General features: G+C 48.0%; 22 protein-coding genes. 10 read left to right on the forward strand and 12 right to left on the reverse strand.

Going from position 1 to position 26362, the window contains the following annotated elements; translation table 11 throughout:
* Positions 1 to 84 precede the first annotated feature (84 nt).
* Positions 85 to 2778 carry a 4-alpha-glucanotransferase gene (locus tag CSD97_RS06660; protein WP_098032137.1) on the forward strand — a complete coding sequence of 898 codons (2694 nt, stop codon included), beginning with the start codon at positions 85 to 87 and terminating at the stop codon, positions 2776 to 2778.
* Between the two features lie 274 nt (positions 2779 to 3052).
* Positions 3053 to 3418 (forward strand): dihydroneopterin aldolase, encoded by a 366-nt coding sequence (folB, locus tag CSD97_RS06665; RefSeq protein ID WP_005830212.1) that lies wholly within the window; start codon positions 3053 to 3055, stop codon positions 3416 to 3418.
* Between the two features lie 564 nt (positions 3419 to 3982).
* Here the strand turns inward: folB and CSD97_RS06675 are convergent.
* The 4 genes from CSD97_RS06675 to mtaB are packed head-to-tail and all read right to left on the reverse strand — an operon-like array spanning position 3983 to position 7828.
* Positions 3983 to 4501: a methylglyoxal synthase gene (locus CSD97_RS06675; protein ID WP_005833226.1), complete on the reverse strand. Its 519-nt coding sequence runs from the start codon at positions 4499 to 4501 to the stop codon at positions 3983 to 3985.
* A 47-nt stretch (positions 4502 to 4548) separates the two neighbouring features.
* Positions 4549 to 5565, reverse strand: a complete 1017-nt coding sequence (locus CSD97_RS06680; RefSeq protein WP_016273034.1) for a glycosyltransferase family 2 protein — start codon at positions 5563 to 5565, stop codon at positions 4549 to 4551.
* Complete coding sequence (locus CSD97_RS06685; RefSeq protein WP_005833230.1) at positions 5558 to 6457, reverse strand: lysophospholipid acyltransferase family protein; 900 nt, start codon at positions 6455 to 6457, stop codon at positions 5558 to 5560. Before CSD97_RS06685 ends, CSD97_RS06680 begins: the two co-directional genes overlap by 8 nt.
* Before the next feature lie 54 nt (positions 6458 to 6511).
* Positions 6512 to 7828, reverse strand: a complete 1317-nt coding sequence (gene mtaB, locus CSD97_RS06690) for a tRNA (N(6)-L-threonylcarbamoyladenosine(37)-C(2))-methylthiotransferase MtaB (RefSeq protein WP_005830199.1) — start codon at positions 7826 to 7828, stop codon at positions 6512 to 6514.
* Positions 7829 to 7913: 85 nt separating this feature from the next.
* On the opposite strand from mtaB, the gene CSD97_RS06695 reads away from it, so the two are divergent.
* From CSD97_RS06695 to CSD97_RS06705, 3 genes are all read left to right on the forward strand, one after another.
* Complete coding sequence (locus CSD97_RS06695; RefSeq protein WP_005833234.1) at positions 7914 to 9587, forward strand: long-chain fatty acid--CoA ligase; 1674 nt, start codon at positions 7914 to 7916, stop codon at positions 9585 to 9587.
* Positions 9588 to 9744: 157 nt separating this feature from the next.
* Positions 9745 to 9957 carry a hypothetical protein gene (locus tag CSD97_RS06700; RefSeq protein ID WP_005833237.1) on the forward strand — a complete coding sequence of 71 codons (213 nt, stop codon included), beginning with the start codon at positions 9745 to 9747 and terminating at the stop codon, positions 9955 to 9957.
* Between the two features lie 333 nt (positions 9958 to 10290).
* Positions 10291 to 10536 carry an RNA-binding protein gene (locus CSD97_RS06705; RefSeq protein ID WP_005830186.1) on the forward strand — a complete coding sequence of 82 codons (246 nt, stop codon included), beginning with the start codon at positions 10291 to 10293 and terminating at the stop codon, positions 10534 to 10536.
* Positions 10537 to 10801: 265 nt separating this feature from the next.
* Here CSD97_RS06705 and rplI read toward each other — a convergent pair whose 3' ends face one another.
* The 3 genes from rplI to rpsF are packed head-to-tail and all read right to left on the reverse strand — an operon-like array spanning position 10802 to position 11886.
* Complete coding sequence (rplI, locus tag CSD97_RS06715) at positions 10802 to 11251, reverse strand: 50S ribosomal protein L9 (RefSeq protein WP_005830185.1); 450 nt, start codon at positions 11249 to 11251, stop codon at positions 10802 to 10804.
* Positions 11252 to 11266: 15 nt separating this feature from the next.
* The gene (gene rpsR, locus CSD97_RS06720; protein WP_004288442.1) at positions 11267 to 11539 is read right to left on the reverse strand and encodes a 30S ribosomal protein S18; all 273 of its coding nucleotides are present in this window, start codon (positions 11537 to 11539) and stop codon (positions 11267 to 11269) included.
* Positions 11540 to 11541: 2 nt separating this feature from the next.
* On the reverse strand, positions 11542 to 11886 hold the full coding sequence (gene rpsF / locus CSD97_RS06725) for a 30S ribosomal protein S6 (protein WP_005657357.1): 345 nt from the start codon (positions 11884 to 11886) through the stop codon (positions 11542 to 11544).
* Between the two features lie 159 nt (positions 11887 to 12045).
* On the opposite strand from rpsF, the gene CSD97_RS06730 reads away from it, so the two are divergent.
* Together CSD97_RS06730 and CSD97_RS18905 are read left to right on the forward strand one after the other, a co-directional pair.
* A complete protein-coding gene (locus CSD97_RS06730) occupies positions 12046 to 12492 on the forward strand; it encodes a MarR family transcriptional regulator (RefSeq protein ID WP_005830183.1) in 447 nt (148 codons plus the stop codon).
* 200 nt (positions 12493 to 12692) lie between these two features.
* Positions 12693 to 12869 (forward strand): hypothetical protein, encoded by a 177-nt coding sequence (locus tag CSD97_RS18905; RefSeq protein WP_005830181.1) that lies wholly within the window; start codon positions 12693 to 12695, stop codon positions 12867 to 12869.
* Between the two features lie 89 nt (positions 12870 to 12958).
* Here CSD97_RS18905 and CSD97_RS06735 read toward each other — a convergent pair whose 3' ends face one another.
* The 3 genes from CSD97_RS06735 to CSD97_RS06745 form a co-directional block, all read right to left on the reverse strand.
* Positions 12959 to 13660: a response regulator transcription factor gene (locus tag CSD97_RS06735; RefSeq protein ID WP_005830176.1), complete on the reverse strand. Its 702-nt coding sequence runs from the start codon at positions 13658 to 13660 to the stop codon at positions 12959 to 12961.
* Positions 13661 to 13665: 5 nt separating this feature from the next.
* Positions 13666 to 15210, reverse strand: coding sequence for a HAMP domain-containing sensor histidine kinase (locus CSD97_RS06740; protein ID WP_005830174.1), 1545 nt, complete (start codon positions 15208 to 15210; stop codon positions 13666 to 13668).
* Positions 15211 to 15510: 300 nt separating this feature from the next.
* The gene (locus CSD97_RS06745) at positions 15511 to 17667 is read right to left on the reverse strand and encodes an elongation factor G (protein WP_005830172.1); all 2157 of its coding nucleotides are present in this window, start codon (positions 17665 to 17667) and stop codon (positions 15511 to 15513) included.
* Between the two features lie 250 nt (positions 17668 to 17917).
* On the opposite strand from CSD97_RS06745, the gene CSD97_RS06750 reads away from it, so the two are divergent.
* Complete coding sequence (locus tag CSD97_RS06750) at positions 17918 to 19687, forward strand: gamma-glutamyl-gamma-aminobutyrate hydrolase family protein (protein ID WP_098032138.1); 1770 nt, start codon at positions 17918 to 17920, stop codon at positions 19685 to 19687.
* A 147-nt stretch (positions 19688 to 19834) separates the two neighbouring features.
* Positions 19835 to 23155, forward strand: a complete 3321-nt coding sequence (locus CSD97_RS06755) for a beta-galactosidase (RefSeq protein WP_005833249.1) — start codon at positions 19835 to 19837, stop codon at positions 23153 to 23155.
* Positions 23156 to 23269: 114 nt separating this feature from the next.
* Here CSD97_RS06755 and uxuA read toward each other — a convergent pair whose 3' ends face one another.
* The gene (gene uxuA, locus CSD97_RS06760) at positions 23270 to 24451 is read right to left on the reverse strand and encodes a mannonate dehydratase (RefSeq protein ID WP_005833251.1); all 1182 of its coding nucleotides are present in this window, start codon (positions 24449 to 24451) and stop codon (positions 23270 to 23272) included.
* 162 nt (positions 24452 to 24613) lie between these two features.
* On the opposite strand from uxuA, the gene CSD97_RS06765 reads away from it, so the two are divergent.
* Entirely contained in the window at positions 24614 to 25186 is a 573-nt protein-coding gene (locus tag CSD97_RS06765) for a DNA-3-methyladenine glycosylase I (RefSeq protein ID WP_005837491.1), read from the forward strand.
* Here the strand turns inward: CSD97_RS06765 and CSD97_RS06770 are convergent.
* Positions 25146 to 26297, reverse strand: a complete 1152-nt coding sequence (locus CSD97_RS06770) for a glycoside hydrolase family 43 protein (protein ID WP_005833255.1) — start codon at positions 26295 to 26297, stop codon at positions 25146 to 25148. The two genes, CSD97_RS06765 and CSD97_RS06770, sit on opposite strands and share 41 nt — an antisense overlap.
* Positions 26298 to 26362 lie beyond the last annotated feature (65 nt).

Genomic DNA, 26362 nt, shown 5'->3' on the forward strand with positions numbered 1-26362 from the left:
TAACGGTAGCTGCATGATTATGAGGAATAATTTCTATACTTGCATAATCATTGCAGCTATTGCTATTTCTAAATCTAATATAATATGACACTAATATTCAATATCGAGTATCGCACCAGCTGGGGTGAAGAAGTCAGAGTCCTGGGTTCCATCCCGGAACTTGGCAACAACCAGCCCAACAAAGCCACCCCCCTGCACACTGTAGACGGCATTCACTGGACCGCGGAAGTGGATATCCAGATTCCCGGTAATGGAAGCGTCGAATACAGTTACCACATCTATCGAGATGGCAGAACCATACGGACAGAGTGGAACAGCCTGCCACGCATCCTGCACGTTGCAGACAATCCGAAGAAAGTTTACCGCATAGAAGATTGTTGGAAGAATCTGCCCGAGCAGCAGTATTTTTATACATCCGCTTTCACAGAATCCCTGCTGGCGCATCGCGAACGCAGTGCCGCCCCGAAAAGCTACAAAAAGGGGTTGCTGATAAAGGCGTACGCCCCCTGCATAGACAGTGACCATTGCCTGGCACTCTGCGGAAACCAGAAGGCGCTGGGTGACTGGAACCCGGACAAAGCTGCCCTTATGAGCGACATCGACTTCCCCGAATGGCAGGTAGAAGTGGATGCCGGTAAAATCAGCTTCCCGCTGGAGTATAAATTCGTCCTTTACAACAAGAAAGAGCGCCGTGCCGTGGCCTGGGAGAACAATCCCAACCGCTATATGGCCGACCCGCAGATAGCCGCCAACGAAACGCTGGCTGTCGGCGACCGTTATGTATACTTCAATCTTCCTGCATGGAAAGGTTCCGGAGTAGCCGTACCCGTATTCTCCCTACGCTCCGAGAAAAGCTTCGGTGTAGGCGATTTCGGCGACTTGAAGCGCATGATTGACTGGGCAGTTGCCACCAATCAGAAGGCGGTGCAGATTCTGCCCATCAACGACACTACCATGACGCATACCTGGACAGACTCCTACCCTTACAGTAGCATCTCCATCTATGCCTTCCATCCCATGTACGCCGACCTGAAGCAGTTGGGCAGCTTGAAGGACAAGAAGGTGATGGCCGAATTCAACAAACGCCAGAAAGAACTGAATGCCCTGCCCGCCGTGGACTACGAAGCTGTGAACAAAACAAAGTGGGAATACTTCCACCTCATCTTCAAGCAGGAAGGGGAAAAGGTGCTGGCCTCGGATGCATTCCGTAATTTCTACGAGGCCAACAAGGAATGGTTGCAGCCATATGCCGTCTTCAGCTACCTGCGTGATGCCTACAAGACCCCGAATTTCCGCGAGTGGCCCAAGTATGCCACCTACGATGCCAAGGAGATAGAGACATTGTGCCGGCCGGACTCTGCCGACTATCCGCATATTGCCATCTACTACTACATCCAGTTCAATCTGCACCTGCAACTGCTTGCCGCCACCGAGCATGCGCGCGCCAACGGCGTAGTGCTGAAAGGCGACATCCCCATCGGCATCAGCCGCAACAGTGTGGAAGCCTGGAAGGAACCCCACTACTTCAACCTGAACGGCCAAGCCGGCGCACCGCCCGATGATTTCTCCGTGAACGGGCAGAACTGGGGCTTTCCCACCTACAACTGGGATGTCATGGAGAAAGACGGCTATGCCTGGTGGATGAAGCGTTTCCACAAAATGGCAGAATACTTCGATGCCTACCGCATAGACCATATCCTCGGCTTCTTCCGCATTTGGGAGATACCGATGCACGCCGTACACGGGCTGTTGGGACAATTCGTCCCCGCCCTGCCCATGACGCGCGAGGAGATAGAAAGCTACGGGCTGGCATTCCGCGAAGACTTCTTCCTGAAGCCCTATATCCATGAGTACTTCCTCGGACAAATCTTCGGCCCGCATACAGACTATGTGAAGCAGACCTTCATAGAGCCGACAGACACGTGGGAGGTTTACCGCATGCGTCCCGAGTTCGACACCCAGCGCAAAGTGGAAGCCTACTTTGCCGGAAAGACGGACGATGACAGCATCTGGATTCGTGACGGGCTTTACGCCCTTATCAGCGATGTGCTGTTCGTGCCCGACCGCAACAATCCGCACGAATACCATCCGCGCATCGGCGTGCAGCACGACTACATCTACCGCGCACTGAACGATTGGGAAAAGGCTGCCTTCAACCGGCTGTATGACCAGTACTACTATCACCGCCACAATGACTTCTGGGGACAGCAAGCCATGAAGAAACTACCGCAACTGACACAGTCCACGCGCATGCTGGTATGCGGTGAGGACTTAGGCATGATTCCCGATTGCGTGGCATGGGTGATGAACGACCTGCGTATCCTTTCCCTGGAGATACAACGTATGCCGAAAGACCCGAAACAAGAATTCGGCCACACTGACTGGTATCCGTACCGTTCGGTCTGCACCATCTCCACGCACGACATGTCTACCCTGCGCGGCTGGTGGGAAGAAGACTTCCAACAGACGCAGCGTTACTACAACACCATGCTCGGGCACTACGGTGCCGCACCGGCAACGGCCACGCCGGAGCTCTGCGAAGAAGTGGTTCGCAATCACCTCCATAGCAACTCCATCCTCTGCATCCTCTCCCTGCAAGACTGGATGTCCATGGACGGCAAATGGCGCAACCCGAACGTGCAGGAAGAACGCATCAATATTCCTGCCAACCCGCGGCACTACTGGCGCTGGCGCATGCACCTGACACTGGAACAACTGATGAAGGCAGAAAGCTTGAACGAGAAAATAAGGTGCATGATAGAAAGCACCGGAAGATAAGAAAGGATTCTTAGCAAAGTATTATTTTAGGCACGGATTACATGGACAATCACGGATAATATTGAAAGCAACCGTGATAACCCGTATAATTCCGTGCCTAAAATAGTTCGATAAGTTTATTCCGACCCTCACATAATTGTATTCTATAAAAAACAATTTCGCGCTATTTTTATATTTTACAGAATACAATCCGCAACCTGAATCGTAATAACCGGATACTGATTTGCCCGTACCACAAAATATCAGTAAGTTTGCAGAAAACAATCTACAAGTAATGACCAGTTATATTTTCCTTGACACGCTTCGCTTCTTCGCCCATCACGGCGTGGGCGAACAAGAAACCGTGGTAGGCAATGAGTTTACCGTCAGCCTGCGCCTGCAAGTTGATATCCGGCGTGCGGCAGAAACGGACGACGTAGCCGACACCGTGAGCTATGCCGATGTACATACAGCTGTGAAGGCAGAGATGGACATTCCTTCCAAACTATTGGAACATGTATGCGGGCGAATTATAAACCGATTGTTCCACGACTTCCCACAGATAGAAGAAATAACCCTCAAGCTGGCAAAGCGCAATCCACCGATGGGCGCGGATATAGAGGCTGCAGGAGTGGAAATATGCCAACGCCGCGGAGAATGACAGATTGCCGAATCACCCCATTCACTATTGATACACAGACACTTCCCACTGCAAAGACACTGCATGCTTTTTGCAGTGGCGCTGCAAAATGTATACAGAAGTTCTGCAGTGAGCATGCAGCAACTTTTCGGCCGTAGAATACAACCATTGATACCAATATTCCGTACCTTTGCCCCATCATCAACAAAAAGTCAATGAGAAACGCTATACAACGACTGGCATTACTCCCCATCGTCGCTCTCTTCCTGCTACCGGCCGCTTGCTATCAAATACAGCTCCGAGTTTCATTGGAGAAATGCCCTCTACCTGCCCACCCCTTACGACTTTACAAACCCATACAACTATGCAGACTTCAGAAGGAATGAACTATTGAAAATAAACCTCACAGAGTTCCGCTTCCCCTACCAATACCTCAACGACATAGAATGGGCAGATTCACCAACACCATTATTGTGCAACTCTATGACTTCAAACGGCAAGGGTGGGCTATCGCACCAGTGTGGGCTGTCCATGAACGAAGGGTAGCGATAGATTAAGAATGCCCAGTAGAACCGAGTTTCATCCTTATTTTTTCCGTTTCCGCTTCTTTGCCGATTCCACCGCTTCGGCCACCACCGGCTTATTTGCAAACCGCTTGGTGTAGTTGCTGTAATCGGGAACAGTGCGTTCATACGTCGGGTCGACAAACAACGGGCTGGAAATGATATGGTCTGCCGTACTGCGGTTGCAGCAGAACACGATGTTCTCCACACCGGCAAGGCGGGTCAACGCCTTCACATCCGTATCGTGCGGCTGAAGGGTCATCGGGTCGGTGAAAAAGAAAAGATAGTCAATCTCTCCGTCCACAATGCGCGAGCCCATCTGCTGGTCACCGCCCAAAGGACCGGATTTAAGGATAGTGAAATCCCACTCCACATCAGGATGTTTCTCCCGGAGGGCTTCGAGGATAAGGGTACCCGTGGTGCCCGTACAATAGAATTTATGCCCCATCAGCAATTCCGAGTTCCACAGTACCCACTCGATGAGGTCTTTCTTCATGGCGTCGTGTGCCACTAATCCGATTTTTCTAACTAGTTTTTCCATAATTCAAAACCTTTAATAGATTGAACAATTATAAAAGGCAACAGTTCCTACAATTGGGAAAAGAATTTCTTTCCATGCAGATAAAACTGCGCCAATATACTGTTTTTTGTCCGTTCCGGTATTACGGCAAGCGTAGTTTTTTTCAGATTCTCTTTGCGGGACGCTGCTAATGAAGTGCGGAGGGAGTGGTAGGCACGGCGCGCACGGAATACGGCCAAAGCATTGGGTAACTGGCCTTTCAGCATGAAACTGAACGCAGCCACATAATCGAGCACCGCACGTACACGCATCACGGACGCCAAGTCCTCCTGCGGCAGATTCTTATAAAGCATGACAAGGTTATTACGAAAATTGAGGAAGGTCTTGCGCGGATTCTCCTTCTTCAAAGTGGCCCCTCCCACATGAAATACCACACTCTGCGGTATACATGCCAACTGTCTGCCACGGGCACGAAGCCGCCAACATAAATCTATCTCCTCCATGTGGGCAAAAAAACGTCCGTCCAGCCCACCCGCTTCCCGGTAGTCTGCCAGACGGATGAACAGAGCCGCCCCCGTAGCCCAGAAAATGGGTATCACCGTGTCGTATTGCCCCTTGTCCTCTTCTACCACGCCCATAATACGGCCGCGGCAGAAGGGATAGCCATAGCGGTCGATGAAACCTCCCGCAGCTCCGGCATATTCAAACTGCCCCTTGTTACGCCAACTGCGTATCTTCGGCTGGCAAGCGGCCGTCTCCGGATAGGCATCCATATACTCTGCCAACGGGACAAGCCAGTGCTCGGTGACCTCTACATCGGAGTTGAGCAGCACTACATATTCTGCCTCCACCTGCTTCAATGCCAGATTGTATCCGTCGGCAAAACCGTGGTTCTCTTCCAGCAGAATCAAGTGCACAGAAGGAAACTCGCGACGGAGCATTGCCACGGAAGCATCCGTAGAGCCATTGTCCGCCACATACACCACAGCACCATCCACCTCCGAAAAACGCACAACAGAGGGAAGGAAGGAACGGAGCATATCACATCCGTTCCAATTCAATATGACAACAGCAATCTTATCCATGTTGCACAGATTCTTTTCGTTTATTTTTCCAGCGTTTATGAGACCAGAACCAATAAGCCGGTTCGCGCCGGATGGTCTGCTCCAGACGACGGGCGAAGCACTCGGTTATCTCGCCATCCGCCGTCTGCTTGGGAGTTTCGGTAACCAAATCGAAGAGCACTTTGCAATATCCCCTGGATGTCCGTTCCAATTCACAATAAAAGACGGGGAAGTCCATCAGCTTGGCAATGCGCTCGGCACCATCCATGAACACGGTGTCCTGATTCAAGAAAGTGGTCCAATAATGGGCCTCGCTGCGGTTGGGCGACTGGTCTGTAATCAGGCCGATGGCTATCCGCCTGCCTTCACGGCGAAGCTTTATCACTTCGCGTGCCGTGGAATGTTTCGCCACATTGTATCCTCCGAACCGGGCGCGGATATGCTTAAACATCTCGTCCAGATACTTATTGCTTAGCGGTTTGTACACCTGCACCGGGATGTCGCCCGGATGCATGATGGCCCCCATGCCTATAATCCACTCAAAATTGGCATAATGGGGAATCAACAGTACAATGCCTCCATGCTTCTCTATCATGGCAAGGTATTCTTCCTTATTATCATACTTCATCCGGCGGCAGAGCTCCTCGAAAGACATGCGCAGCATCTTCACCTCTTCCAGCATATAGTCGCAGATATAATGGTAGAACTTGCGCTCTATCTCCATCAATTCGGTTTCCGACTTCTCCGGAAAGGAATTGCGAAGGTTGCGGCGAACGACTTTCTTCCGATAATGCACGACGTGGCGCATCAGGAAGTACAGCCCGTCAGACAATGCATAAAGCGCCCGGAAAGGCAGAAGTGCCACAAGCCACATGCCCGCATAAGTCAACCAATAGACAATTTTTGATTTCACTTCGTCAGTTATGAGTTATAAGTTATGAGTTATTTGTTGCAAAGGCGGCATTCCTCATTCCATTACTCCCAAGAGTGCGGTGCCGTCGGCATTGAAATCGCCCAGGCGCACAGACACGAGCTGGTTGTCCAAGGCAGCATCATGAGGGACTTCCACACGGATATAATTGGGAGTGAAGCCGTGCATCGGCAGTCCGGGTTTGGGACGTTCCAGCAACACCGGCATCGTCTGCCCGATATGGCGCGCATAAAAAGCACGGGTCTTTTCGTCCGAAAGCTCCAGCAATTGCTGGCTCCTGCGGTGCTTTTCTTCGGGTGCCACCACGTGGTCTATCTTCAAGGCCTGCGTGCCGGGACGCTCCGAATAGCTGAAGACATGGAGCTGCGTCACGTCCAGGCTCTTGATAAACTCATAAGCCTGCCCGAAATACTCCTCCGTCTCTCCACGGGTACCCACAATCACGTCTACCCCTATAAAGGAATCGGGCATCACTTCCTTTATCTTCTTTATCTTCGAGGCAAACAAGGCGGTATCGTAACGGCGTCGCATCAGCTTCAGCACCTCGTCACTGCCCGACTGCAGCGGTATATGGAAATGAGGCATGAAACGCCGGGAACGGGACACGTATTCTATGATTTCATCTGTCAGCAGATTCGGCTCGATGGAGGATATGCGGTAACGCTCAATGCCTTCCACCTCGTCCAGCGCCTTCACCAAGTCGAAGAAAGTCTCACCGGTAGACTTGCCGAAGTCTCCGATATTGACGCCGGTCAATACAATTTCCTTTCCACCTTCGGCAGCCGCCTGGCTGGCCTGCTCCACCATAGAAGCAATGCTGCCGTTACGGCTACGTCCGCGGGCAAAGGGAATGGTGCAATAGGAACAATAATAATCGCAGCCGTCCTGCACTTTCAGGAAGAAGCGTGTCCGGTCGCCACGCGAACAAGACGGGGCAAACGAACGTATATCCTTCAAAGCGGAAGTGTAGGCCTCACCGGTCTCGTGCTTCTGCAGATTGCCCAAGTAGTGAAGCAAGTCCTTCTTCTGCTCGGCTCCCAGCACGACGTCCACACCTTCTATCTTTGCCACCGTCTCCGGTTTCAGCTGGGCATAGCAACCGGTCACCACGACAAATGCACCCGGATGTTGCTTCACCAGTTTGTGGATGGCCTGGCGGCACTTCTTGTCCGCCACTTCCGTCACCGAGCAGGTATTCACTACACAAATATCCGCTTTCTCACCCTTGCGCGCCGTACGTACGCCCGCTTCCCGCAAAATTTTACCGATAGTAGAGGTCTCCGAGAAGTTCAGTTTGCACCCCAACGTATAGTAAACCGCCGTCTTATCTTGAAATATATTGGTATCTATCATGAGCTTATAAACACATTTATGCTGCAAATATATACATTATTAATCTATTTTTCCTACTTTTGCACACTCAACTAAAATTTGTGCAATGATACAAGAGAACTTTATCAAACTATACGAGCATAGTTTCCGCGAGAATTGGGACCTCCCCTGCTATACCAACTATGGAGAAAACGAGAGCTATACTTATGGCGAAGTGGCACAAGAAATAGCCAGACTGCATCTTATTTTCAAGTACTGCCAACTGCGCCGCGGCGACAAGATAGCCGTCATCGGCAAGAACAATGCCCGCTGGTGCATCGCCTATATGGCCACCATCACCTACGGTGGTATCGTAGTCCCCATTCTGCAAGACTTCAACCCCAATGATGTCCATCATATCGTAAACCACTCCGAATCGACGTTCCTCTTCACCAGCGATGCCATTTGGGAACATCTGGAAGAAGAACGGCTTACCGGAATTCGCGGTGTGTTCTCGCTGAGCGACTTCCGCTGTCTGTATCAGCGGGACGGCGAAACCATCCAGCGTTTCCTCAAGCATCTGGGCGATGAAATGGAAGCGACCTACCCGAACGGGTTCCGCAAGGAAGACATCGTTTACACGGACCTTTCCAACGACAAGGTCATGCTGCTGAATTATACCTCGGGCACCACCGGATTCAGTAAGGGCGTCATGCTGACGGGAAACAACCTGGCCGGCAACGTCACCTTCGGCATACGTACCGAGCTGTTGAAGAAAGGGGACAAAGTGCTCTCTTTCCTGCCTTTGGCACATGCATACGGCTGCGCATTCGATTTCCTTACCGCCACGGCCGTCGGCACACACGTCACACTGTTGGGAAAAGTACCTTCCCCAAAGATTCTGATGAAAGCTTTTGAGGAAGTGAAACCCAACCTGATTATCACCGTACCCCTTGTCATTGAAAAGATATACAAGAATGTCATACAGCCCATCATCAACAAAAAGACCATGAAATGGGCACTCAGCATTCCCTTGCTCGACGGACAGATATACGGGCAAATCCGCAAGAAACTGATTGACGCACTGGGCGGACGTTTCAAGGAAGTCATCATAGGAGGCGCGGCCATGAACCCGGAAGTGGAAGAATTCTTCCACCGCATCAAGTTCCCCTTCACCATCGGCTACGGCATGACTGAATGTGCCCCTCTCATCAGTTACGCTCCCTGGAATGAATTCGTCCCGACTTCCTCCGGACGGGTACTCGACATCATGGAAGCCCGTATCTACAAGGAAAACCCGGACGACAAACTCGGCGAAATACAAGTACGTGGCGAGAACGTGATGACGGGTTATTACAAAAACCCCGAAGCCACCAAAGAAGTCTTCACCGAAGACGGATGGCTTCGCACCGGCGACTTGGGTACACTGGACGACGACAACAACCTATACATACGCGGACGCAGCAAAACCATGATTCTCAGTTCCAGTGGACAGAATATCTTCCCCGAAGAGATAGAAGCACGGCTCAACAACATGCCTTTCGTCCTGGAAAGTCTTGTCATCGAACGGAATAAAAGACTGGTGGCACTGGTTTATGCCGACTATGAAGCCTTGGATTCTTTAGGGTTGAACCAGCCGGACAACCTCAAAACCATTATGGATGAGAATCTCAAAAATCTGAATAATAGTGTGGCAGCCTATGAAAAAGTAAGCCAAATCCAACTTTATCCAACAGAATTTGAGAAAACGCCCAAAAGAAGTATCAAGAGATACTTATACAACAGCATTGCCGAAGATTAATATGTTGTAAAACATATAGATAGGGATAAAAACAGCCGAAGCTCCAAAAAAAATATAAAAAAAGTTGGGGTTTCGAGAACAACATATTCAAAAAGTACATACCTTTGCAACGTTTTAATAAAGCAATTGATTGTATTACGTTTTAAAAGTAAAGAAAATGAAAAAATTAGTTTTGATGGCTGCAGCTATCGTAGCAGTATCTTTCGCATCTTGTGGCAACAAAGCAGCTAACGCTGAACAAGCAACTGCAGATTCTATCCGTATCGCTGACTCAATCGCAGCTGTAGAAGCAGCAGCAGCTGAAGCCGCCGCAGCAGCCGCAGCAGCTGACACTGTAGCAGTAGATAGCGCAGCTGTTGTAGCTGAATAATTTCAGTACAACACTCGAGAGAATTGAAAGTCTGACGTGCATACAAGCACACCAGACTTTTTTTATGTCTTATCCTCTCCTTCTGTTCCCTTCCAATTGTTAAGTCTTGGTCTTATTTCACAAAAAAGGGTATTATATGGCAGATAAATGATAAAGTATAGTGCATATACCAAATAAAAGCCGTTACTTTGCATCAACAAAACAATAAGAGGTTTATTACGATCTACGTTTCACTATGTTTCTCCTCGATTAGCCACATTGAGAATTTTCATTTCTGACTACAACTTCCTAAGACTCCTTTATTGAATTATTAATTTTTTATTTTTGTATTTTATGAATATGTACATTGGAAACCTTAGCTACAACGTTAGGGAATCAGATTTGAGACAAGTAATGGAAGAGTATGGAACAGTAGAATCAGTAAAACTGATTATGGACCGTAATACAAACAGATCAAAAGGTTTTGCCTTCGTAGAGATGCCCGAAGCTGCTGAAGCCCAACAAGCAATCAACAAACTGAATGGAGCAGAATATGTAGGCCGCCAAATGGTAGTGAAAGAAGCATTGCCAAGAAACTAAAAGAATTATTGGCTGACAATAAGGCAAAGAGCATACCCCTGAGTGGATATGCTCTTTTTTTTTGCATTAGTAACCTCGTAAAGAGACACAAGAGTATTCTTGCCAAACCTCTATACCACGCGCGTAAACCTCTACTTCAGATTCGTAAACCTCTATAACCGCAGCTTTACGTATCCCTCAATAAGCTCACACACATACGCTCCGAACATAGAAAAGCCCGGTCCTTTATCAGAACCGGGCTTCCTTATCATTATGAAGTCTTTTCTTATGCTTCTTCAGCAACTACTTCGAAAGGAATTTCTACAGAAACTTCCTTGTGCAGCTTAACGATAGCCTTGTAGTTACCAACTTCTTTCACTGCGTCCTTAACAACGATAATCTTACGATCGATGTTGTGACCCAATTTAGCCAACTCTTCAGCAATCTGGATGTTACCAACAGAACCGAAGATAGTACCAGTAGAGCTAACCTTAGTAGCAATCTTCAATGATACGCCTTCCAGCTTAGCAGCCAGTTCTTCAGCATCCTTTTTGATTTTCTCCAGCTTGTGAGCACGTTGTTTCAGCTCTTCAGCCAACATTTTCTTTGCAGCCGGTGAAGCGATGACAGCTTTACCAGTCGGGATGAGGTAGTTACGACCGTAACCAGACTTTACTGTTACGATGTCGTTCTTATAACCCAAGTTTACAATGTCTTCTTTCAATATAATTTCCATACTTTCCTCCTCCTATTATTTCATCATGTCAGTTACATAGGGCAGCAACGCCAAGTGACGTGCTCTCTTCACAGCTTGAGCTACACGACGTTGGAACTTCAAAGAAGTACCGGTAATACGACGCGGAAGGATTTTACCTTGCTCATTCAAGAATTTCTTCAAGAATTCGGGATCTTTGTAGTCGATGTACTTAATACCGCTCTTTTTGAAACGGCAGTATTTTTTCTTCTTAACGTCTACTGAGGGCGGAGTTAAATATCTGATTTCTGATTGAACTTGTTGTGCCATGATTAATCCTCCTTTTTAGTTGATTTAACACTTCTTCTCTTCGCAGCATATTCAGCAGCGTACTTGTCTTGCTTGAAAGTCAAGAAACGGATAACGCGCTCGTCACGACGGAAGTTTATTTCCAGTTTCTCAATGACAGTAGGTTCTGCATTGAACTCAATCAGCTGATAGAAACCGGTTGACTTCTTCTGGATAGGATATGCCAGCTTCTTCAGTCCCCAGTTTTCTTCATTTACAATCTCAGCACCTTCAGCAGTAAGGATGCCTTTGAATTTTTCTACCGCTTCCTTCATCTGAACATCAGACAAAACGGGAGTCAAAATGAAAACGGTTTCGTATTGATTCATACTCGTTTAATTAAATAAATAAATTATTCGTTTTAAAAATGCGGTGCAAAGGTAGACATTTTATTTTGAACTACAAACATTTAATGTTTTTTTGTGTAGGGATATAGGAATTGTCTTCGGCTTGCACTATCTTTGCAAAGTTGTTTAAACAATAATTTCATGATAGAGCAATTCAACTTTGATATCCGCCTTATCTTTGCCATACTGAACGGTAAAGTGTCGGCTGCCATTAACCGAAAGCTGTCCCGCAACTTCCGCCAGAACGGTTTGGAGATTACTCCGGAACAGTGGACCGTCCTCATCTTCTTATGGGAAAAGGACGGGGTGACGCAACAAGAGTTGTGTAATGCAACTTTCAAAGACAAGCCCAGCATGACGCGCTTGATAGACAATATGGAGCGTCAGCATCTCGTCGTGCGCATATCGGACAAGAAAGACCGCCGAACCAATCTGATACATCTGACCAAGGACGGCAAGGAGCTGGAAGAACGCGCGCGCGTCATTGCCAACCAGACCCTCAAAGAAGCCTTGAAAGGCATCACCATCGAAGAGCTCAGTGTGAGCCAGGAGGTGCTGAGGAAGATTTTCTTCAATACGAAGGACTAAGATATAGGGATTAGGGGTTAAGGATTAGAGATTAAGGGAGGAGAAAACAAGGGGATGAAGCGTCATTTTTCATTCCTCATCTTCCATTCTTTATTAAAATATGGATTTTTTGCAAAAATAATTTCGCTTGTTAAAGAATTATGCTTTTCTTTGTGACAAGAATACGAAAGAATATAATAATCTAATTAAAATACACACACATGAAAGGCTTATTAAAAAATCTGGGATTGATATTAGTCGTAATAGGAGCTGTAATCCTGGTTGCATGTTCTTTTACCGGCAATGTTAACAACAATGCCATCTTGGGCAGTTCTGCCGTTTTGGTTGTAGTGGGATTGATTTCCTACATTGTCATCAACAAGAGAATTGTCGACTAATATCAAAAGAAAAGAAATAAAGAAGGCGGTTAGCATATACATGCAAACCGCCTTTTTTATTTTCTCTCCCCCAGAGGAGCCGAGTCTCATCAAGACTCAGCTTCCGGAGTAATCAGTTTATATCCTTTTCCGTGAATGTTGATGATTTCAATCGAATCATCTTCTTTCAGGTGCTTACGCAGCTTTGTGATATATACATCCATACTACGTGCATTGAAATAGTTGTCATCAATCCAAATAGTCTTCAACGCAAAGTCACGCTGCAGAATTTCGTTGGCATGTGCACAAAGCAAGCCCAGCAGTTCGGATTCTTTGGTGGTCAGTTTAGTCTGCTTCTCGGCAGTCGCCAGAATCTGTTTCTGCGTGTCGAATGTAAACTTACCAATCTTATAGATGTTGCTCTCCTTGTTCTTCTTTCCGCGAACACGTCTCAGGATAGCTTCAATTCTGAAAGTCAGCTCTTCCATACTGAAGGGCTTGGTGATGTAGTCATCGGCACCAATCTTGAAACCTTCCAGAATATCTTCCTTCAATGTTTTTGCCGTCAAGAAGATAATAGGTATTTCGGCATTGGCCGCACGCACTTCTTGTGCCAGTGTGAATCCGTCTTTCTTCGGCATCATCACATCAAACACACACAAGTCATATTTATTCTTCAGGAAAGCCTTGTATCCTGCTTCTCCATCGGGATATAACTCGGCAGCGTAACCTTTTGCCTGTAAATATTCTCTTAAAAGCATGCCAAGATTTTCATCATCTTCGCACAATAAAATACGCAGTTTCTCGTCCATATCAATCAATTTTTTAATAAAGGTAATGCAATAATAAATTTAGTTCCTACGTTCAGTTCACTTTCTGCCCGGATAGTTCCCTTATGATCCATGATAATCTTCTTCACATAAGCCAGTCCCAAGCCGAAGCCTTTCACATCGTGCAGATTACCTGTATGCACGCGATAGAACTTCTCGAATATCTTTTTCAAATTCTCCTTCTTGATGCCGATGCCGTTATCTTGGATGGAAATCATCAGTTTGCCAGGCTCATTCCAAGTCTTCACCGTCAGTTGCAGATCCGCATCCGGACGTTTATACTTCACTGCATTATCCATGAGATTGAAAATCACATTGGTGATATGCATCTCATCGGCAAAAATGGCAGAGTTGGTAGCTTTAAGCTCCGATTCAATCTTTCCATTATAACGCTCCACTTTCAGTGTAAACGTGTTGATAACACCCGCTATCAGCTCGTTGGCATCCAGTTCCTTATTCTTCAAAGTAGCCTTCTGACGGTCAAACATCGACATCTGAAGCACTTTTTCTACCTGGAACCTCAAGCGCTTCGTTTCATCGTTGATGACACCCGATATATGCTGGAACATAGTCGGAGACTTGCCCACAGCCGGGTCTTTCAACATCTGTGCCGCCAGAGAAATCGTCGATATCGGCGTCTTGAACTCGTGCGTCATATTGTTGATGAAATCATTCTTCATCTCCGTCAGCTTCTTCTGGCGGAATACGATGTAAATCGTAAAGATGAACGTCACCAGCAGTACAAAAGTAAATATCATCGACGGTATCATAAACCTGACCGAATCGAAGATATAATCCTTCTTTCCCGGAAAATGTATCTTGACGATACTCATACGGGCTGGTGGGTCATTCAAAAACAATGGCTGCGAATAAGAGCTTTCACTCCCTGCATCGCTATAATCCGCACAACGGTATACCTCCCGACCTTCCCGGTCTATCACCTTGAAGTGATAATCCATATCACCGAGACCATTCTCTATCAGACCTGCTTTTAGATACTGGTCCAGACTTTTGAAATTAACACGCTCCTCAATCGGCTTGTCGCTGGCATTGTATACCATCTGCAACACCACCTCGTCTACCAATGCACGCTGGTAAAGATAGCGGTTTTTAAGCATCTCTATCTGCGAGCGTGAAGTCTGAGGAATGGTTTTTGCTCCATGTTTGCGTGAAATCATTGCTCTTGGCAATTCAGAAGGCTCGTTACTGAAAGTTTTCAATTCCACCGAAGAACGGACACTGCCATCCGGAGCTGTCATCACAAACCGCTGGGTACGCATCACTCCGCTACTGCTCTGCGATTGTTCCCACGCCTTCTTTTCTGCCTCGGAGATATCCTCATTCAGCCAACGCACAACCTCTGCGGACTCTGCCTCTTTCGAAGCAGCCATCAACGCACGCTTCACCGATTCATCAAATTGTCCGTTACGCATCTTCACCATTTCCTCAATATAGCTTATCTGCAGATACAGCAAACTAAGGAAGGAAAGCCCCATAACAACACCTAATATCCATATAGTTGACTTTTTCATAGTCACAAAATTAACACTCCCTAATTAACACTCCTAACCAATTAACCTGATTTAACCGGACGTTCTCGTAAATTAACCGAAGACCATTTTTTAGGTTGTATTATGAGCATTATAACAAAAACACAAGCCTTTGGTTTGCAAATTTAATAAAAAATTAATCATTCAATTCACAATTCTGCATGTTCTTAATCTACGTTAATGAAAAAAGCCGTTATTACTTGCCATGAAGTAACAACGGCTTTAACAATTGTTATATTAGCAACCGGTAGTTACAACAGCCAAACTACCAACCCCTGAAAATCATTCTTCAGCTTGCTTTGCCTCAAATTCCTTAATCAGTTTATCCTGCACATCACTCGGAACGAGTTCATAGCTGGCAAACTTCATGATGAACGAAGCACGTCCACCGGTCAGTGAGCTAAGTGCCGTAGAGTAGGATGACATTTCCTTCAAAGGCACCTTAGCACTCAGTTTTTCGTAACCGGCCTCGCTGCTCATACCCATAATCATGGCACGGCGTCCCTGCAAGTCCCCCATCACATCACCCATCTTGTCCGACGGAACAAATACTTCCACGTCATAAATGGGTTCTAGAATCTTCGGGCCTGCATTCTTGAACGCTTCGCTGAACGCATTCCGTCCCGCCAGCATAAAGGAGATTTCATTGGAGTCAACCGGATGCATTTTTCCGTCATATACGATGACACGTACATCGCGAGCATACGAACCAGTCAACGGTCCCTGCTCCATACGTGACATGATACCCTTCAAGATGGCCGGCATGAAACGTGCATCAATGGAACCACCCACAATACTATTGACGAATACCAGCTTGCCACCCCATTCCAATGGAACTTCTTCGGTACCCTTGACGTTCATCTTGAACTCCTGACCATTGAATTTATAGGTTTCGGGCAACGGCATGCCTTCGTAGTAAGGCTCAACAATCAGATGAACTTCACCGAACTGGCCTGCACCACCCGACTGCTTCTTATGGCGATAATCCGCACGGGCAGCTTTGGTAATCGTTTCGCGATACGGTATTCTCGGTTCTTCAAACTTGATTTGCAGTTTTTCATTGTTTTCCAGACGCCACTTCAAGGTACGCAAATGGAATTCACCTTGTCCGTGTACAATAGTCTGACGCAATTCTTTAGACTGGTCTATCACCCACGTCGGGTCTTCCTCTCGCATACGGTTCAAAGCAACCATCATCTTTTCTGTATCCGACTCGTTCAACGGCTTGATAGCACGTGAGTATTTGGAGTTCGGATATTTAATGAAGTTGAAACGGTTTTCAGAGCCCTTACCGTTCAATGTATTGCCGGTATGTACATCCTTCAGTTTCACTGTACAGCCGATGTCACCGGCTACCATTTCCTCTACCTTGATACGGTTGGCACCGGCACAAGCATAAATCTGCGCGATGCGTTCCTTGGAACCGCGGTCTGCATTGGTAAAATCATCACCTTCGTGCACTTTACCACTCATAACCTTGAAGTATTGAACATCACCGATATGCGGCTCAACGGCAGTCTTGAAGAAATACAAGGAAGTCGGTCCGTTAGAATCCGGCTTCACCACCTCACCGCGTGTATTGTGCACCGGTGGCATTTCGTCCACAAACGGCACCACATTACCCAGGAACTCCATCAGACGGCGTACACCCATATCCTTGCCGGCACAGACGCAGAATACCGGGAACATACCTCGTGAAGCCAGTCCCTTGCGGATACCTTCGCGCATTTCGTCTTCTGTCAAAGAGTCCTGCTCAAAGAATTTTTCCATCAGGCCTTCGTCATGTTCGGCTGCAGCTTCTACCAAAGCCTTGTGCAGTTCTGTAGCCTTTTCCATTTCTTCGGCCGGAATTTCTTCAATAATGGGAGCGCCACCTTCGGGTCCCCACGAATATTTTTTCATCAAAAGTACATCGATCAACGAATTGAAGTTCGGTCCGGTAGCCAGCGGATATTGCACGGGCACCACCTTCGGACCGTATATGGTTTGCAACTGCTCAAGCACCATATCATAATCGCACTTTTCATTATCGAGCTGGTTTACCAGGAAAATAACCGGTTTGCCCAGTTTCTCGGTGTAGCGGAAATGGTTCTGCGTACCTACCTCGGGACCGTATTGCCCGTTCAGCAGCAGAATGGCAGTATCTGTAACGTTGAGCGCCGTCATGGCAGCCCCTACAAAGTCATCACTACCCGGGCAGTCAATGATATTCAGTTTCTTGCCGTTCCACTCCACATGGAAAACGGTGGAAAACACAGAATAGCCGTATTCCTGCTCCACCGGGAAGTAATCGCTGACTGTATTCTTGGCAGTAATCCTGCCGCGACGTTTTATAATACCACTCTCAAAGAGCAGCGCTTCCGTGAGAGTGGTTTTACCCGAGCCGTCATTGCCAAGGAGGGCAATGTTCTTAATTTCATTCGTCTGATATACTTTCATGATATATTAAGATTTTAAGTGAATAACCTGACATACGATGATGCCGTTAACTTTTTGTGAGGCGCAAATTAGGCATTAATTCAAAGAAAAGCAACATCGGGAAGCATGTTATATAACACACTTCCTCCACCAACAAAGAATATAATGTTCTTCTGCCAATAAACTGCCCGAATTCACAAGTCATCCAACTTCTTGGACGGCTTAAATATTTCTTATAACTTTGCAGGAAAAAGAATCCCCCCCGAAAACCATGAACAAACTACTGTTAACAGCACTGCTCGTTCTATGTCCATATTGGGCAATGGGACAGTCCAACCAAAAAACAACCAGGAAAGCCCCTCTCATCGGCATTTCCTGCTCACATCCGGGCCGAAGCTCATCTACACAGATGACGTATACCGAGTCTGTAATCCAGGCAGGTGGAACACCTATACTGATTTCCATCACTACCGATAGCCTTGTCTTGACAGACATTGCCAACCGGCTGGACGGTATCATTCTGATAGGAGGAGGAGACATCCACCCTTCCTATTTCAATGAATCGCCCATCGAACAGCTGGGAGAGGTGGACTCCCTGCGTGATGTATACGACATGGCACTCATCCGCCTGGCTACCCGGCGTAACATTCCGATGTTTGGCATCTGCCGGGGAGAACAGTTAATCAATGTAGCTTTCGGTGGAACCCTTTATCAGGATATCCCTACCCAGCATCCCGACACCACTGTCTGCCACCAGCAGCAGGAACCGAGCAGTATACCAACTCATACCGTCCACCTCACTCCCGGTTCTGCCATGGCATCCATAACCGGACAGACACAACTTTTCACCAATACTCACCATCACCAGGCGGTCAAGCAAGTTGCCCCGGGATTCAGCGTAACGGGTTGGTCGTCAGACAGTATTCCCGAAGCTATAGAGTCTTCCCACGAATATCCGATATGGGGTGTGCAATTCCATCCCGAAGCTCTGGCTACGGCAGGCGACAGCATCTCTGCCAGATTCTTCTATTTTCTGGTTCAAAAGGCAGCTACCTACCGGCATGCCAAAGAGATTCACCGCCGCATCCTCTCCCTCGACACGCATACAGACACCCCACTTGATTTTGACGTTTCCTATAATATAGGTACGCGCGAAAAAACGCAGGTTTGCCTGCCCAAGATGCGAGAAGGAAAATTGGATGGACAATACCTGGCATGCTGGGTGCGCCAAGGCCCGTGCGATGAAGAGAACAGTCTGAAAGCCATTGACCGAGTGGATGAGTTGATACGCCACATCTACCGACAAGTGGAGATGAACGGGGAGCAATGTGCCATAGCCCGCACGCCCGATGATTTGTCCAGGCTCAAGACCGAAGGAAAGAAAGCTTTTTATATTGGCATCGAAAACGGATACGGCATCGGCAAGGATTTGAAGAATATCACCCGTTTCCATGATGCAGGCGTTACCTACATCACCCTTTGCCACACCCGCAACAATGACATCTGCGACAGTTCTTCGGACACGACTGCCCGTTGGAACGGCTTAAGTCCTTACGGTAGAAAAGTGGTGAAAGAAATGAACCGGCTGGGAATAATGATAGACCTTTCCCATGCAGCCGAAAGCACCTTCTGGGATGTACTGAAATATTCAAAAGCACCGGTCATAGTCTCCCACTCCTCTGCAAGCGCCATCTACAGACACGACCGCAATCTGACCGACGAACAGCTACGCGCCCTTGCCGCACATGGCGGTGTGGCTCAAGCCTGCCTGGTAGACGAGTTCCTGAACCCGGATGCCAAGAAAACCAACCTTACGGACTTCATGAAACACCTGCTGCACATGGTTGAAGTGGCAGGCATAGACCACGTGGGCATTGGCTCGGACTTCGACGGTGGAGGCGGGGTCAAAGGATGCAATGGGGACAATGATTTCATCAATATCACCGTCCGTCTGCTGGAACATGGATTTACAGAAACAGACATCGCCAAGATATGGGGTGGAAATTTCCTCCGGGTGATGAAACAAGTACAAACCAAATAGAAAAGACCGAAAAACATCACAAAAAGGAGAGATTAGAGCTATAATCTCTCCTTTTTGACACATTTACATACCCTCCATTTCTCAACTTTCGCATATCTTTGCCCAAAACATAAACGATTTATTAATTATCTAATACCGAATTCTTAAATGAAAAGGAAAATTATTTGGAGTTTTGCATTGCTGGCCTGCCTTTGCTGCCTGCCATCTGCAAAAACAAAAGCACAAACGAAAAATGCCGCAATCATACCCGGGGAAGTATGGAAAGACACCGACGGCAATCCCATCAACGCCCATGGCGGCGGCCTTCTTTACCACGAAGGGACCTACTATTGGTATGGCGAATACAAAAAAGGGGGAACCATCCTGCCCGAATGGGCTACGTGGGAATGCTACCGCACCGACGTAACCGGTGTCAGCTGCTACTCTTCAAAAGACCTGCTGAACTGGAAGTTCGAGGGTATTGTACTTCCTGCCGTGAAAGATGACGAGAAACACGACCTGCACCCCAGCAAGGTGTTGGAACGTCCCAAAGTGATTTACAACGAAAAGACAAAGAAATTCGTCATGTGGGCGCATGTGGAAAGCGCCGACTACAGTAAGGCATGTGCCGGCGTAGCGGTCAGCGATTCTCCTACCGGGACATTCACCTATGTAGGCAGCTTCCGTCCCAACGGTGCGATGAGCCGCGACCAAACAGTGTTCGTTGATGATAACGGCAAGGCATATCAGTTCTACTCGTCGGAAAACAACGCTACCTTATATATAAGCGAACTAACGGATGACTACCTGAAGCCCACTGGTCGCTATACACGCAATTTCGTGAAGCAAAGCCGCGAAGCACCCGCCGTATTCAAGTATAACGGCAAGTACTATATGCTCTCTTCCGGTTGTACCGGCTGGGATCCCAATGTTGCCGAACTGGCTGTGGCCGACTCCATCATGGGGCAATGGACTACCATCGGCAATCCGTGTACCGGTCCTGATGCAGATAAGACCTTCTATGCACAAAGCACTTACGTGCAGCAAGTATACGGAAAAGGAAATGCCTACATTGCCATGTTCGACCGCTGGAAAAAGAAAAACCTTGAGGACTCACGCTACGTATGGCTCCCGCTTGAATTCGGCAAGGACGGCACAATCACGATACCCTGGCGCGACAGCTGGGACCCGCGTACCCAATGGGAAGAACAAGGCGACTTCTCTGCCGGCAAAGGAACATTCCTATTGAATGGCAAGCCGTTTGTCATCAAAGCCGCAGAGCTGCACTATCCACGTATCCCCAAAGCCTATTGGGACCAACGCATCAAGCTATGCAAGGCACTGGGCATGAACACCATCTGCCTTTATGTATTCTGGAACTCCCACGAGTCTCAGCCGGGAGTGTTCGACTTCACCGGACAGAATGACCTGGCGGAATTCTGCCGCCTATGCCAGCAGAATGACATGTATGTCATCCTGCGCCCGGGACCGTATGTCTGTGCCGAATGGGAAATGGGCGGACTGCCCTGGTGGTTACTCAAGAAAAAAGATATCCGCCTGCGCGAATCCGACCCCTACTTTATGGAGCGTGTAGGTATCTTCGAAAAAGCCGTTGCCGAGCAGGTAGCTGGTATGACCATACAGAACGGAGGTCCCATCATCATGGTACAAGTAGAGAACGAATACGGCTCCTACGGGGAAGACAAAGGCTACGTATCGCAAATCCGCGACATCGTACGCGCCAACTACCCCGGCGTAGCACTGTTCCAATGCGACTGGGCGTCCAACTTCACCAAGAACGGACTCCACGACCTGGTATGGACCATGAACTTCGGTACAGGAGCCAACATCGACCAACAATTTGCACCGCTGAAGAAACTCCGTCCTGATAGCCCGCTGATGTGCTCCGAATTCTGGAGCGGCTGGTTCGACAAGTGGGGAGCCAACCACGAAACCCGTCCGGCTGCCGACATGATTGCCGGCATTGACGAGATGTTGTCCAAAGGCATCTCCTTCAGCCTCTACATGACCCACGGAGGGACCAACTGGGGACACTGGGCAGGAGCCAACTCACCCGGATTCGCCCCTGACGTAACCTCTTACGACTACGACGCCCCCATCAGCGAATCGGGACAGACCACTCCCAAATACTGGGAATTGCGAAAAGCATTGTCCAAATACATGAACGGCGAGAAGCAGGCTAAAGTTCCCGCTTTAATCAAGCCCATCCGTATTCCGTCTTTCCAATTTACAGAGATGGCTCCTTTGTTCGACAATCTTCCTGCTGCCAAGAAAGACCGCAATATCCGTACCATGGAGGAATATAACCAGGGATTCGGAAGTATTCTCTACCGCACCACACTGCCCGAGATGAAAACCCCGTCCCTGCTCACTGTGAACGATGCGCACGATTATGCCCAAGTTTTCCTGGATGGCAAATACATCGGCAAACTGGACCGCCGCAACGGTGAAAAGCAACTGGAATTCCCCGCCTGCCCCAAAGGTGCACGCCTCGACATTCTGGTAGAAGCCATGGGCCGCATCAACTTTGGACGTGCCATCAAGGACTTCAAGGGTATCACCCAAAGCGTAGAACTTACCGTAGACATCGACGGCCGTCCTTTCACCTGCAACCTGAAGGATTGGGAAGTCTATAATCTCGAAGATACATACGATTTCTATAAGAACATGAAGTTCCAGCCCATCGGCTCACTGAAAGATGAGTTAGGACAACGCATTCCGGGTTGCTACCGTGCCACCTTTAAGGTGAACAAGCCCAGCGACACATTCCTAAACTTCGAGACTTGGGGCAAGGGACTTGTCTACGTCAACGGGCACGCCATGGGACGCATTTGGGAAATCGGCCCGCAACAGACCCTCTACATCCCGGGATGCTGGTTGAAGAAAGGTGAGAATGAAGTGATTGTCTTCGACATCATCGGTCCCAAAGAAGTTAAGTCCGAAGGACTGAGCGAGCCATTACTGGACCAGTTGCTCGTCACCAAACCGCTGACGCACCGCAATGAGGGTGAAAATCTCGACTTGTCCGGTGAGCAGCCCGTCCTCTCCGGCAGCTTCAATCCCGGCAACGGTTGGCAGGAACGCAAATTCGACCAACCCGTCACCGGACGTTATGTCTGCCTGGAAGCCTTGAGTGCACAAGATGGAAAAGACCTGGCTTGCATTGCCGAAATGTATCTGCTGGATGAGAATGGGGAACGTCTGTCACGCGAACCCTGGATTGTCAATTATGCCGACAGCGAAGACGTATCCCACGTCAACTGTTCTGCGGACAAAATCTTCGACCTCCAGGAATCAACCTATTGGAGCACAACAAAAGACACTCCATACCCGCATTCTGTCGTGATTGACTTGGGTAGTACCCGCACCCTGACCGGCATACAATATCTACCCAGAATGGAAAGCGAGGTACCGGGTGGAATCAAAGACTTCAAGGTTTACGTAAAATCCAGGGCTTTCAACTATTAAGCCGGATTTACAACACTAATAGATTCTTTAGACACGGATTACATGAAAAATCATGGATAATAAATGAAGAATATCCATGATTTTTCGCGTAATCCGTGCCTAACTTAAAATCAATCAAACAGATTTTCCGTACAATTCATCGTCTACCACAGCCAGCATTCCCTCCACTTGAGCCAATGCCAGCATACGGCCATGAAAAGAATAACCTGTATTGTACCCTTTATCCTCGTCGCCCAACATCATGCGACCGTGGTCCACACGCATCGGCAATCCCGGATTTTCTTTCTCAAAGATACGAATCAAATCAATGAGGTGTCCCCTTCCCTCCAGATGGGAACTTTCGATAAAGTTTCCACCCGGTATTGCCTTCGTACTGCGCAAATGCACAAAGTGGGTACGCCTGGCAAACTTCCTTGCCAGTTCACGGGTATCATTCTGTTCACCCGCACTCAATGAACCGGCGCAAAAAGTCAGGCCATTATGGGGATTGTCCACTGCACTCAGTATCCAGGCAATATCTGCCTCGTCTGTCACAATGCGCGGCAACCCCAATACCTGAAAAGGAGGGTCATCGGGGTGTACACACATATTCACCCCATATTCCTCGCATACCGGCATGATGGCAGACAAGAAATAACGCATATTCTCGCGCAGAGCCTCCCGGTCTATCCCTTTGTATAGCGCCAGCAAACGCTTGAACAGGGTTACCGGCTCCTTGTCACCTTCCTTGATGTTGCCATTTACGAATCCTTGTGTCTTTACGATAATCGTATCTACCAGCTCTGCCTTTTCAAACTCCGTAATCACCTTATCCAGTTCTGCCACCTTGTCCAGCTCTTCCGGAGAATAATCGGCTTCCGCATTCTCCCGTTCCAATATCATCAGGTCGAAGTAGGCAAAACGGATTCTGTCGAAATAAAGAGAAGATGTCCCGTCTTCCCAGGGATGTTGCAAGTCCGTGCGAATCCAGTCAATCACCGGCATGAAGTTGTAGCATACCGTCCGGATGCCTGCCTTGCCGAGATTGGCAAGGCTTATCTTATAGTTCTCTATCAATCGGTCACGCTCACTCCCCGCATATTTGACAGCCTCGCACACCGGCAGACTTTCTACTACAGACCAGCGCAATCCGAAGGATTCAATATAATCCCTCAAATCTTCAATGGCTTCCAACGTCCATATTTCACCGTTGGGAACTTCATGCAAGGCAGTGACAACGCCTTCCACTCCTATCTGTTGCAACATGGCAAGGGTTATCTTGTCTTTCTTGCCAAACCATCTCCAAGTCTTTTCCATTCTTTATTATTAATTTTCTTGTTTTTCAGGCGTTCAAACGACCCGTTACCTTTTTGCAAAAGTAAGAAAGAATATGAGAACTGTCCATTCTGAATGGATAGATTTGTTTGTTCGCAATGAAAACAATATCTTAGCACTTCATTACATATATTAATTACGCTTATGCAAGACATAACAAACGGACGTTGCGGCTGGTGCGGAACCGACGAGCTGTATATGAAATACCACGATGAAGAGTGGGGAAAAACGGTAACAGACGACAAGACACTATTCGAGTTTCTTGTATTGGAAAGTGCCCAGGCGGGACTGAGCTGGATAACCATCCTCAAAAAGCGGGAAGGCTACCGCAAAGCCTTTTGCAATTTCGATGCCACGCAAGTGGCGCAAATGACCGACGAAGACGTGGAACGGCTGATGCACTTTGACGGCATCGTGAAAAACCGTCTGAAAATCAAGTCGACCATCACCAATGCAAAGCTGTTTCTTGCCATACAGAAAGAATTCGGCAGCTTTTACAACTATACGCTATCCTTCTTCCCCAACCGGAACCCCATTATCAATCATTTTCAGTCATTGAGTGAGATTCCGGTATCATCTCCCGAATCAGATGCCATGAGCAAAGACATGAAAAAACGGGGATTCAAGTTCTTCGGCTCTACTATCTGCTATGCCCATCTGCAAGCTTCGGGGTTTATCAACGACCATCTGACGGATTGCATTTGCCGGAAAGGGTAAGATAAGGCATCCCCTCTTCATCAAACCGGACCGGAATCCAGAGATATCCCGAATACATTAGGCTCTTGGGCCGCCAAATATCGGCCATGAAAAGGTAGCGGTTGCCGGGAAGCTGCAAAATGTAAGTGCTTTGACCGCCGAAAGTCCGCTCACTTCCCTCGCCCTGGCAGGGATTGGGATGCTGTTTCCACGGTCCCCAGATGGAAGGAGCCGAGAACAGACGCGCCGCATTGGGCGCCCAGCCGGTACAACCGGAAGTTATCATCCAGTAAGTGCCGTCTTTCTTGAAGATAGCCGGTGCCTCATTGTGTCCCCCCGGAAAGAGACGGACATATTTTCCGGAATGTCCTTGATAGTCATCTGTCAGTTCGGCTATTTGCAAGGTCAGATTCTCTTCCGAAGAGTAGATATGATAAGCTATCCCATCATCGTCAACATACAATGTCATGTCACGGGACATCTGTCCGCCCTCCAAGTCACGCTTCACGAACAACCCCTTATTTACAGCCTCTCTCCACTCGGGTGTCCACCATTCTTCAAACTGTTCCATATTCCACTGCATGTCCCGTTCTTCCTCCGTCATATTCAGCGGAAATATTCCAGGGCAGACACGACTCGAAGAAACAAAACGATAAGGTCCCGTCGGAGAATCACTGACAGCCACTCCCGCACGGGCAGCCTCATAGCCTTTACCCTTCAGCTCCAAATGAAACCACATGACAAATTTCTTCGTCCTTTTGTTGTAAATCACCTTGGGACGTTCCATAATACAGCCTTTCTCTATTTCATTGCCCGCTTCTTCCGATACAGACAAGGCCACCCCCTCGTATCTCCAGTTACATAAATCGGTAGAAGAGTAGCAAGTTACTCCCACTTCCGTAGAGAATCCCTTTGCCGGACGGTGTTCACCGAACCAATAATATTTACTGTCAAATAACAGTATACCACCACCGTGTGCATTAATATACTCCCCGTTTACATCGTTCCACACTCCGGCCGGAACCATTTCGTCCTTTCCCTTTAAGGTGAAATCATTTTGTGCCTGTAGGCCGGTGATTGACGCTACGATAACCAACCATGCCCCTAAAAACTTGAAATTAAAATTAGTCATACTCTGTCTTGTTTCTATTTATAAAGAAGGGAGCAGGACGCCTTCTCACCGGAAAGTGTATCCTA

Origin of the sequence: Bacteroides sp. AR29, from assembly GCF_900217715.1 — a bacterium.
Taxonomy (GTDB): domain Bacteria; phylum Bacteroidota; class Bacteroidia; order Bacteroidales; family Bacteroidaceae; genus Bacteroides; species Bacteroides uniformis.

Bases quoted from the DNA above. Each gene is read 5' to 3' on its own strand.
- CSD97_RS06660 (WP_098032137.1), top strand. From the start codon at position 85: ATGACACTAATATTCAATATCGAGTATCGCACCAGCTGGGGTGAAGAA.
- folB (WP_005830212.1), top strand. From the start codon at position 3,053: ATGACCAGTTATATTTTCCTTGACACGCTTCGCTTCTTCGCCCATCAC.
- CSD97_RS06675 (WP_005833226.1), bottom strand. From the start codon at position 4,501: ATGGAAAAACTAGTTAGAAAAATCGGATTAGTGGCACACGACGCCATG.
- CSD97_RS06680 (WP_016273034.1), bottom strand. From the start codon at position 5,565: ATGGATAAGATTGCTGTTGTCATATTGAATTGGAACGGATGTGATATG.
- mtaB (WP_005830199.1), bottom strand. From the start codon at position 7,828: ATGATAGATACCAATATATTTCAAGATAAGACGGCGGTTTACTATACG.
- CSD97_RS06695 (WP_005833234.1), top strand. From the start codon at position 7,914: ATGATACAAGAGAACTTTATCAAACTATACGAGCATAGTTTCCGCGAG.
- CSD97_RS06700 (WP_005833237.1), top strand. From the start codon at position 9,745: ATGAAAAAATTAGTTTTGATGGCTGCAGCTATCGTAGCAGTATCTTTC.
- CSD97_RS06705 (WP_005830186.1), top strand. From the start codon at position 10,291: ATGAATATGTACATTGGAAACCTTAGCTACAACGTTAGGGAATCAGAT.
- rplI (WP_005830185.1), bottom strand. From the start codon at position 11,251: ATGGAAATTATATTGAAAGAAGACATTGTAAACTTGGGTTATAAGAAC.
- rpsR (WP_004288442.1), bottom strand. From the start codon at position 11,539: ATGGCACAACAAGTTCAATCAGAAATCAGATATTTAACTCCGCCCTCA.
- rpsF (WP_005657357.1), bottom strand. From the start codon at position 11,886: ATGAATCAATACGAAACCGTTTTCATTTTGACTCCCGTTTTGTCTGAT.
- CSD97_RS06730 (WP_005830183.1), top strand. From the start codon at position 12,046: ATGATAGAGCAATTCAACTTTGATATCCGCCTTATCTTTGCCATACTG.
- CSD97_RS18905 (WP_005830181.1), top strand. From the start codon at position 12,693: ATGAAAGGCTTATTAAAAAATCTGGGATTGATATTAGTCGTAATAGGA.
- CSD97_RS06735 (WP_005830176.1), bottom strand. From the start codon at position 13,660: ATGGACGAGAAACTGCGTATTTTATTGTGCGAAGATGATGAAAATCTT.
- CSD97_RS06740 (WP_005830174.1), bottom strand. From the start codon at position 15,210: ATGAAAAAGTCAACTATATGGATATTAGGTGTTGTTATGGGGCTTTCC.
- CSD97_RS06745 (WP_005830172.1), bottom strand. From the start codon at position 17,667: ATGAAAGTATATCAGACGAATGAAATTAAGAACATTGCCCTCCTTGGC.
- CSD97_RS06750 (WP_098032138.1), top strand. From the start codon at position 17,918: ATGAACAAACTACTGTTAACAGCACTGCTCGTTCTATGTCCATATTGG.
- CSD97_RS06755 (WP_005833249.1), top strand. From the start codon at position 19,835: ATGAAAAGGAAAATTATTTGGAGTTTTGCATTGCTGGCCTGCCTTTGC.
- uxuA (WP_005833251.1), bottom strand. From the start codon at position 24,451: ATGGAAAAGACTTGGAGATGGTTTGGCAAGAAAGACAAGATAACCCTT.
- CSD97_RS06765 (WP_005837491.1), top strand. From the start codon at position 24,614: ATGCAAGACATAACAAACGGACGTTGCGGCTGGTGCGGAACCGACGAG.
- CSD97_RS06770 (WP_005833255.1), bottom strand. From the start codon at position 26,297: ATGACTAATTTTAATTTCAAGTTTTTAGGGGCATGGTTGGTTATCGTA.